An 883-nucleotide genomic window follows, 5' to 3' on the forward strand; every position below is an offset into this window, starting at 1 on the left:
CGTCGATGAGCAGAACCTCGGCGACGCCGGCGAGCCGGGCGGCGGCCTCGGCGGCGGTGCGGGCATCGGCGCCCACCACCGCGATGGTGACCGGGGCGCCGAGCGCCAGCGCCGCGGTCAGCGCCCGGGCGGTGACCGGGTTCAGATGTGCGTCGTCATGTTCGGCAAACAGCAGAGTGGCCATCAGAGAACTCCCGCCTCGTTCTTCAGCTTGTCCACCAGCTCGGCCACCGAGCCGACCTTGATGCCGGCGCTGCGCCTGCCTGGCTCGACGGTCTTGAGGATTTCGAGCTTCGGCGCGACATCGACGCCGAGATCGGCCGGGCTCACCTCGGCGATCGGCTTCTTCTTCGCCTTCATGATGTTGGGCAGCGAGGCGTAGCGCGGCTCGTTGAGGCGCAGATCGGTGGTGAGGATCGCCGGCAAGGCGAGCTCCAGCACCTGCAGCCCGCCGTCGATCTCGCGGGTGACGGTGGCGGTCTCGCCCTCGATCGTCACCTTGGAGGCGAAGGTCGCCTGCGGCAGGCCGAGCAGCGCCGCCAGCATCTGGCCGGTCTGGTTGCAATCGTCGTCGATCGCCTGCTTGCCCAGAATGACCAGGCCGGGGCCTTCCTGCGCCACGATCGCCTTGAGCAGCTTGGCCACCGCCAGCGGCTCGACGCCCGCGTCCCCGGTCTTCACCCAGATGCCGCGATCGGCACCCATCGCCAGCGCCGTGCGGATGGTCTCCTCGGTCTTGGCCGGGCCGACCGACACCGCGATCACCTCGCTCGCCTTGCCGGCTTCCTTCAGCCGCAGCGCCTCTTCCACCGCGATCTCGTCGAACGGGTTCATCGCCATCTTCACATTGGCAAGCTCGACACCCGACCCATCCGCCTTCACG

Annotated in this window: 1 protein-coding gene and 1 pseudogene; both read right to left on the reverse strand. The window is 69.1% G+C overall.

Going from position 1 to position 883, the window contains the following annotated elements; genetic code table 11:
* Positions 1–184, reverse strand: a pseudogene (locus tag KHC24_RS01905) (electron transfer flavoprotein subunit alpha/FixB family protein); the annotation flags it as partial.
* Entirely contained in the window at positions 184–882 is a 699-nt protein-coding gene (locus KHC24_RS01910; protein WP_271180697.1) for an electron transfer flavoprotein subunit beta/FixA family protein, read from the reverse strand. The gene KHC24_RS01910 and the pseudogene KHC24_RS01905, both read right to left, overlap by 1 nt.
* Position 883 lies beyond the last annotated feature (1 nt).

This window comes from Ancylobacter defluvii (assembly GCF_018390605.1).
GTDB classification, from domain to species: domain Bacteria; phylum Pseudomonadota; class Alphaproteobacteria; order Rhizobiales; family Xanthobacteraceae; genus Ancylobacter; species Ancylobacter defluvii.